Raw genomic sequence first — 8,538 nt, forward strand, 5'->3', positions numbered from 1 at the left:
AAAGTGGTCATTGAAAAACTTGAAGCCGTACCGGAAAGATCCGGAGCAAAAATGATTGAAGGATCTGTGGACAATCAGGTGACTGAACTTGTCAGAATCCTTAAAGAGGATGAAAAGGTATTATAAGGAGAAAAGGATATGATTCAAAAGACAGGCGTTTTAATTGAAGTTGAGAATAATACGGTAAAAGAGACCAGTTTAGGGGTAATGACGGCTGCAACAGGACAAGAGATCACGGCTCTGGTACTGGGCAATGCCTCTGCTGTTAAAGATAAACTGGCAGAATATGGTGCCGCTAAGATTGTGAGCATTACAGCAGCAGACGACAGCCCGGACCTACAGGCTGCAATACTTGCAGCAGCCGTAAAAGAATACAATTTTGAAGCCCTTCTGGGAACAGCTAGTGCAACCGGCAGAGACCTGTTTGCAAGACTTGCTGCCATCCTGGATGAACCCCTGGTATCAGACTGCGTGCAGGTAAATATTGCTGAAAAAACAGTAAAAAAATCCCATTTTTCAGGCAAAACTTTTGCCACGCTTAAAATAAACAGCTCCCTTCTTCTGTGTACCATTCGTCCCAATTCCATTGATCCTGCGGCATCACCTGTAGCAGGAGAGCTCATGGAGTTTACGGCTGATGTGACAGGCCTGAATAATAATAGGGGCCTGATTAAAATTAAGGAAACCAAAAAGGATGACCAGGGCAAAATGGATCTCACCGAAGCCCCCGTCATCATCACCGGCGGCCGGGCTATAAAGGCTGCTGAAAACTATAAAATGCTTGAAACCTGTGCCCAAAAATTAGGTGCAGCCGTGGGAGCTTCCAGAGCTGCTGTGGATGCGGGGTATGCCCCCCATTCCATGCAGGTGGGCCAGACTGGTAAAACTGTAAGCCCTAAACTCTACATTGCCTGCGGGGTGTCGGGTGCGGTTCAGCATTATGCCGGAATGAAAACCTCAAAGGTCATTGTGGCCATTAATGAAGACAAGGATGCCCCCATTTTTTCCAAGTGTGATTATGGCATCGTAGGGGATATTTTTGATGTAGTCCCTGTGTTGACTGAAAAACTTTGATAAATATAGAAATGCCAGCGATTTTTAACCATGATGAAACAACAAACTAACGTATAGGAGGAAAGATTTATGAGTGGCAGGATTGATACGGATGAGGCTCACAAGTTTAATACGGGCTATAAGGTAGGGCAGGATAACCTGAAAAAATGGGGCATGGATATGCACAACCCTGTTTTTTTTATTTCAGCTATTCTGGTGCTTGTGTTCATTATCGCAACAATTTTATATCCAGTGGGCGCAAAAAAGTTATTTGATGCCACAAAAGGATGGACCATTGAGAATTTTGACTGGTTTTTTATGATTTCAGGCAATATCTTTGTTTTATACTGCCTGGCATTGATTGTACTTCCGGTGGGCAAGATCCGATTGGGCGGACCTGATGCAAAACCTGATTTTACAAGAATGTCCTGGTTTGCCATGCTGTTTGCTGCCGGCATGGGAATTGGTTTGATGTTTTGGAGTATTGCCGAGCCTGTTGCCTATTATACAGACTGGTGGGGAACCCCGTTAAATGTAGTGCCAAAAACTCCGGAGGCGGCAAAAGCTGCCATGGGTGCCACTATGTTTCACTGGGGCCTTCATCCCTGGGCCATATATGCTGTGGTTGCCCTTGCCCTTGCATTTTTTACCTATAATAAGGGGTTGCCATTAACCATCCGGTCCACTTTTTTTCCTATCCTGGGGGATAGAGCATGGGGAATACCCGGTCATATCGTTGATATTCTGGCAGTTGTGGCTACTATTTTTGGGTTGGCCACTTCCCTTGGGTTTGGGGCCCAACAGGCGGCATCCGGCTTGAATTTTTTATTTGGTTTTAAAAATTCCATCAATCTTCAGGTTATTATTATCATATGCGTAACTGCTGTGGCTGTTATTTCTGTTGTCCGGGGGCTGGAAGGCGGGGTCAAAGTATTGAGTAATTTTAATATGGTACTTGCCCTGTGCCTTTTAATATTTGTTATTCTTGCCGGTTCTTTTACACATTTTTTTACAGGGTTGGGAAAGACAGCCATGGCCTATCTTGAATATATTCTTCCCTTAAGTAACTGGATTGACCGGGCGGATGAAAAATTTTATAAGGGATGGACAGTTTTTTACTGGGCATGGTGGATATCCTGGGCTCCTTTTGTCGGCATGTTTATTGCCCGTATCTCAAAAGGACGTACCATCCGTGAATTTATCACAGCGGTACTCCTTGTCCCGACACTGGTAACTATTATCTGGATGCAGGCGTTTGGTGGTAATGCCCTGCTTCAAATCCAGAATAAAGTCGGTATTCTGGCAGAAAAAGGTCTGGGAGAAGTATCTCTTGCAATGTTTCAAATGTTGGAAAATCTTCCCCTGACACAGCTCACCTCGTTTTTTGGTATTGTTCTGGTTCTTGTTTTCTTTATTACGTCTTCAGATTCAGGCTCGCTGGTTGTAGATTCAATTACAGCCGGCGGGAAATTAGATGCTCCAGTTCCCCAAAGAATTTTTTGGGCGACAATGGAAGGTGCAATTGCTGCTGCTCTTCTTATTGGTGGCGGTGCTGATGCCTTAGGTGCTATTCAAGCGATTGCTGTCACAGTGGGGCTGCCCTTTACGGCAGTAATGCTGATCATGATTGTCAGTCTTTATCTGGGCCTGAAACACGAATTAAAATTTGGGTATAATAATACAAATCAGGTTTATTAGTGATGATAAAAATAATCAGGAACATCTTATTTGAATCATAACCTGTTTGGAATTATTGTTGTTTTTGCAGCTGCAGCAGCCTGGGGAATGTCTGGGATTTTTGTAACCCTGATTATTGATTCCTCGGGCTGTTCGTCTGTAGCACTTGCCTTCTGGCGTGATTTTACCACCTTTTGTGTTTTGCTTTTATACACGCTTGTGACGGCACCCCACAGGCTGACTATTCAAAAAAAGGATATTCTCTGGTTTTTGGCTATGGGGTGTTGTCTAGGGGGCTTTCATATTTTTTATAATAAAAGCGTGATGATGAACGGCGCTGCTGTGACAACTGTTCAGCAGGCAGCCATGCCTGCAGTGGTCACCATTGCTGCCTGGTATCTATGGAAGGAAGCTCTTACCAGAGAAAAAATTGTTGCCATGGTCATCATATTTTCGGGGACTGTCATGGCCTCTGGATTAAACCTGTTTACCCTTGAAAGAATAAATGTTACCGGCTTAATGGTCGGTTTTATAGTTCCTTTTTTTTATGCCGGCTGGACATTGTGCGGTAAAAATATCGTAAACCGATATGGTGCTGTTCCCTGTCTGGCAATTGCTTTTGGCATTGCTGCAACAATGCTTTTGCCCTTGCAGCCTTTTGTTACACAACCAGGTTTTTTGAATTGTAAAATAATTTTGATTTTTTCAGGATTGATTGGCCTTTCAACTGTTGGAGCCTTTACGTTTTATATGATAGGATTAAAATACGTCCAGGCAGGGATTGCCAGTATTCTTGTCATGTCCGAAATTTTATTTGCCGGTGTTTATGCATGGTTTCTTCTAAACGAACGCTTATCTTTTGTTCAGACTATTGGCGCTATTTTCGTTATTATTGGTGTCGCCTGGCTTTCCTTTAAAAAGCCCGATGCTGCCAGTGAGTAGCGAGCAAGGCAGCATCGGGCTAAATACAATGGGTATCGGTTTTATTTAACTTTCAATAGCTCCGGAACGAACCCCTTTAAGAAAATTCATGCAATAATTATCATGGCCCAGGAGCATGTCTGCGGTTCTGATGGAGGCCATGATTTTCTTATCCAGAGGATCAATAATGGCGGAGTCCATGCCGGCATCCATCATCAGAGAGAGAAAGGTCCGGTTGATGATTTTTCTCTGGGGCAGGCCGTAGGAAATATTGGACAGGCCACCGGTGATGTGGACATCCGGGAATTCGGCTTTGATGGACCGGACCGCATCCAGAACCATGACGCCTTTGTTGGACTCAACGCTGATGGGTTGGACCAGAGGATCCACATAAATAGAGGGCGTGGGGATGCCGATCTTGTTAAGTTCTTCTACCAGACCTCTGGCACGGCCCAGGATATCATCGGAAGAGGCAGGCATGCCGGCATCATCCATGCAAAGGGCAATGATTTTACACTCTTTTCCTTCAAGAAATGGCATCATGGCATTAAAGCGTTCTTTTTCCAGGCTGATGGAGTTGATCATGGGAGTCTTTTCCACCATTTTAAAAGCCATTTCCAGAACAGCCGGGTCCGGGCTGTCAAGGGTAAGGGGTACGGTGGCAATGGGCTGGATAGTATCCAACAGCCATTTCATGTCCTCGGTCTCATGACCGATGCGGGCTCCGGCATTGACATCAATATAGTTAGCACCTGCTTCCTGCTGTTTTTTTACATCATCAATGATATAGTCGGCATCCCTTTCTGCCACAGCTGCCTGGACAAGTTTTCTGGAGGTATTGATTCTTTCACCTATTACTTCAAACATGGTTTTTCTCCTGTGTTTATATGTCCGGCTTAGTTGACAAATGATTTGGCAAGTTTTGAAGCAGAGCCTGCATCAGCTGCAAAACCGTCTGCTCCGATTTCATCGGCAAAGGCCTGGGTGACAGGCGCACCGCCCACGAGAATCTTGACCTGGTCCCGCAGGCCGCTTTCCACGATGGCGTCCACGGTTTGTTTCATCATGGGCATGGTGGTGGTCAAAAGAGCGGACAGACATACAATCTGGGCATTTTTTTCCTTGATCTGGGCAACAAAATTTTCAGGGGCAATATCCACTCCAAGGTTGTGAACTTCCATGCCCGCGCTTCCCATCATCATGGCCACTAGATTTTTACCGATATCATGGAGGTCGCCCTTGACCGTTCCGATGATCACGCTGGCACTGGTGGCGGACTCATCTTCTCCCAACAGGGGCTTGAGGATAGTGACGCAGGTTGCCATGGCCTGGGCTGCCATGAGGACTTCGGGGATAAACATATCACCGTTCTCCATTTTCTCACCCACAATGTCCATGCCGGCAATCAGACCTTTGTTGAGGATTTCACCGGCCGGAGTATCCTGAGCCAGGGCGTCGTTTACAAGACCTGTCAGTTTGTCGCTGTCACAGGAAACTAGGGCATCTGTCATTGCATTAAAATCAGTCATTTTCTTCTCCTTTAAGGGTTTTTGCGTTTTTCAACATATTCAGTTAATTGTTTTTCAATTTTCGGGTCAATGTCCGGTTTTTCGTAGGAAGCCAGCCGCTGTGCTACCTTGTCTTCGGCAACCTGGTCAATGTGTTTTTTCCCATCCTTGGTCCAGGCATCCGAGTTTTTACGGCTCATAAGAGTGGGCATGAAAAATTCGGTCCGGCACAGTTTAAAGGTTTTGGGATGGGTCAGGTACTGGCCGCCGATGCCGACATCCTTTATCACGTTGATATCAATGGAGTCATCGGTGAGGGCAAGGGGTTTGAGCATGTTCAGTATCATGCCGCAGGCTTCCTCGTCAACAAGGAATTTTTCAAAACTCATGGCAATATAAGAGCCCAGGATACCGCAGGAATGGAGGATAAAGTTGATTCCGCTCCTGGCTGCAGTGGAAAGGGCCAGGGCTGATTCCACACCGGCCTGGGCATCGACACACAAGGCATCGGTCAGACCGCCGCCAGATCTGGAAGGCAGGTTGTAGAATCGTGCCATCTGGGCTACCAGGTGAATATTTTTAGACAACTCGGGTGCGCCAATGGAGAGAGCGCCTGTTTTCATGTCCATGGCAGAGGAGGTAGACCCATAGATCACAGGGGCTCCCGGTCTGACCAGCTGGGCCAGGGTGATACCGGCCAGGATTTCAGCATTCTGGAGGGCCAGCACTCCGTCCAGGGTCACGGGGCCTGAGCCGCCGGCCATGATCAGGGAGGCCACCACGCAGGCCTGGTTGTGACGGGCAAGTTCAATGAGAGCCCCGGCCATTTCATCGGAAAACTGTAGAGGAGATAAGGAATTGATCAGGGAGACAGATACGGTTTTGTCCATGATATTTTCCTTGCCGCCCCATAGGATACCGGCCATCTCAATACCGTCCAGAGCACCTTGTCGGGAGGTTGGACTTCCCATGAAGGGTTTGTCGCACAAGAGCATATTAGACAAATTCAGATCTAGATGGACGGTGTCACTGGGCATGTCAGCCGGTTCCACCATCATCCAGCCGTTCATGTTAATGTACGGGGAGGTCTGGATCAGCTTGCAAAAATTGTCATAATCTTCCATGGTGGCCTGGCGTTGGTTTCCCTGCATATCCATGACAAATGGAGCGCCGTATCCGGGGAGGAAGACAAAATCATCTTCCCCGATCTCCACACTTTTTTCAGGGTTCCTGGCATGGACTGTGAAGCGTCTGGGAGCGGTTTTCAATGCTTTTTGAATGTCGGATTTTTCAAAAAAGACTGTGGTGCCTTCCACTCTATGTCCGTTTGTTTTGAAAATTTTGAGCGCCTCTTCTTCATTAAAGGAAACGCCGGTGTTTTTCAAAAGATCCATGGCAGCATCATGGATTTTTTCCATATTTTGGATACTCAGTTCCTGCATTCGATCATACATTGTTTCTTCTCCTTTAAGAGGGATATTTCCTCTTTTTTAAGTAAATAATCCCTGTGGCCATGAAAGGCAAGGCCACAGGCAGATTGTTTATTCGTTATTTTCTTTTTTATATTGGTTCAATCCCTTGAATGTACCGTAAAGTACCAGCAATAACAGGAACATAAGGGGGAATGCCGTTGCAATGGAGGCGGTCTGGATGGCTTTAAGGCTGCCGCTCCCAGCCAGCACGGCTGCCACGGCACCCAGAGCAATGCCCCAGAAGGCCCGCAGATTTCGTCCGGGATTTTCATGGCCGGATACGAACATGGCAAGGGCCAGAGCTGCGGAATTGGCAGAAGTCAAAAAGAAGGTACCGATGAGAAAAATCAGGGCAATGGCCAGAAGCCCGGTCATGGGAAGGTTCTGGGCAATAGCAAATATGGCGCTTTCCATGCCGTGTTCCTTCATGGTGGCACTGACATTAAAATTAATTCCGGCTCCGCCCACGACTCCATACCAGAGAAAATTCCCCAGAGTGGGGAGAATCAGGGTAGCGGCAACGGTTTCACGGATAGTTCTTCCCTTGGAAATTCTGGCGATAAACACAGCCACAAAGGGTGCCCAGCTCATCCACCAGGCCCAGTAGAAGACAGTCCAGGAGCCGATCCAATTGCCTTCAAATCCCGGGGCGGTAAAAAGACTCATGGGAATGAAATGTAAAAGATATTGGCCCAGGGAATTTATGGTAAGGTTGATCAGGAAAATGCTGGGGCCGAAGACCAGGACAAAAAACCAGACCAGGACAAAGACCCACATGTTGATATCCCCAATAAGCTTTACCCCTTTTTGAAGCCCGGTATAAACCGACAGGGTGAAAATGGCGGTGAGAATACCGATGATGATATACGTGCTGGAAGGACCCAGCTGCATACCGTACTGGAATTTCAGGCCTGAAGAGAGCTGGAGGGCCACAAAACCCGTGGTGGTGGCAAGCCCGCCTAAGGTAGCAAACACGGCAAAGATGTCCAATATTTTTCCCCAGGTACCGTGGATCTTGTCGCCGATAACATAGTAAAAGGCACTGGAAAATTTTAAGGGCAGATTATGGGTAAAACAGGCATGACCTATGGCAATGGTCAGCATGGCATAGATAGACCATGCACTCAATCCCCAATGGAAAAAGGAATAGGTCATGGCATTGGCACCCGTAGCCGGGGTGTTTGCCTCTCCGCCAAAATAGGGGGGTGGACTCATATAATGGTAGGCCGGTTCGGCCGGGCCCCAGAATACGATGCCTGCGGCAATGGCAGAGCCAAAGAGCATGGCAAACCAGGAAAAGTTGGAAAACTCGGGTTTGTCACTGGGGAGTCCCAGTTTCATGCTGCCGTATTTTCGTCCCATGAGCACAAAGCAGCCAATGACCAGCATAAAAACAGTCAATAGATAGAGCCATGCCCATTTAGTGGTGGTCCAGCTGAAAACCGCATTGATGACCGTAGTCATATTCTCGGGAAAGAGAATGGACCAGAGGACAAAAAGAACGGTTAGTGAGGCAGAGATCCAGAACACGAATGGATCAAAGGGTTTTGTTGATGTCGTTGTATTATTCAAAACGGAACTCCTGTAAAATCGGTTTATATCCCATCCATCTTGACGATCCTTTGTACGGTTAGACCGGTGGGATTTTATCCGATAAAATGCAGGTTGTGTGCCAGGGAACTGCTCTTACAATTTTTTTTAAATTGATTGTTTAACTATTTGATATTATTAATAATATTAATTAAATATTGTGACTGAAATAATTTTAGTTTAGCCGGATAGAAAAATTTTTTTCACTTGGCTGAAGCAAAAAATAGAAAAAAAATTTTCACTTGAAAAAAAATTGACTAAATGATTGGGCGCCGGATAAAATCCATGCGGTAAAATCCGTGTTTTTTGATTTTATA

General features: G+C 46.3%; 7 protein-coding genes. 3 read left to right on the forward strand and 4 right to left on the reverse strand.

The window, feature by feature from the left end:
* Nucleotides 1–138: 138 nt before the first annotated feature.
* From K8S13_RS12265 to K8S13_RS12275, 3 genes are all read left to right on the forward strand, one after another.
* The gene (locus K8S13_RS12265) at nucleotides 139–1,074 is read left to right on the forward strand and encodes an electron transfer flavoprotein subunit alpha/FixB family protein (RefSeq protein ID WP_291462873.1); all 936 of its coding nucleotides are present in this window, start codon (nucleotides 139–141) and stop codon (nucleotides 1,072–1,074) included.
* 69 nt (nucleotides 1,075–1,143) lie between these two features.
* Nucleotides 1,144–2,751 carry a BCCT family transporter gene (locus tag K8S13_RS12270; RefSeq protein ID WP_291462875.1) on the forward strand — a complete coding sequence of 536 codons (1,608 nt, stop codon included), beginning with the start codon at nucleotides 1,144–1,146 and terminating at the stop codon, nucleotides 2,749–2,751.
* A 30-nt stretch (nucleotides 2,752–2,781) separates the two neighbouring features.
* Nucleotides 2,782–3,672, forward strand: a complete 891-nt coding sequence (locus tag K8S13_RS12275) for a DMT family transporter (RefSeq protein ID WP_291462876.1) — start codon at nucleotides 2,782–2,784, stop codon at nucleotides 3,670–3,672.
* Between the two features lie 45 nt (nucleotides 3,673–3,717).
* On the opposite strand, the gene K8S13_RS12280 is transcribed toward K8S13_RS12275, so the two are convergent.
* The 4 genes from K8S13_RS12280 to K8S13_RS12295 form a co-directional block, all read right to left on the reverse strand.
* Nucleotides 3,718–4,518 carry a dihydropteroate synthase gene (locus K8S13_RS12280; RefSeq protein ID WP_291462877.1) on the reverse strand — a complete coding sequence of 267 codons (801 nt, stop codon included), beginning with the start codon at nucleotides 4,516–4,518 and terminating at the stop codon, nucleotides 3,718–3,720.
* Nucleotides 4,519–4,547: 29 nt separating this feature from the next.
* Nucleotides 4,548–5,180 carry a corrinoid protein gene (locus tag K8S13_RS12285; protein WP_291462879.1) on the reverse strand — a complete coding sequence of 211 codons (633 nt, stop codon included), beginning with the start codon at nucleotides 5,178–5,180 and terminating at the stop codon, nucleotides 4,548–4,550.
* Nucleotides 5,181–5,191: 11 nt separating this feature from the next.
* Nucleotides 5,192–6,613: a trimethylamine methyltransferase family protein gene (locus tag K8S13_RS12290; RefSeq protein ID WP_291462881.1), complete on the reverse strand. Its 1,422-nt coding sequence runs from the start codon at nucleotides 6,611–6,613 to the stop codon at nucleotides 5,192–5,194.
* Nucleotides 6,614–6,700: 87 nt separating this feature from the next.
* On the reverse strand, nucleotides 6,701–8,203 hold the full coding sequence (locus tag K8S13_RS12295; RefSeq protein WP_291462883.1) for a BCCT family transporter: 1,503 nt from the start codon (nucleotides 8,201–8,203) through the stop codon (nucleotides 6,701–6,703).
* Nucleotides 8,204–8,538: the final 335 nt, after the last annotated feature.

It is taken from the genome of Desulfobacula sp. (genome assembly GCF_021107415.1).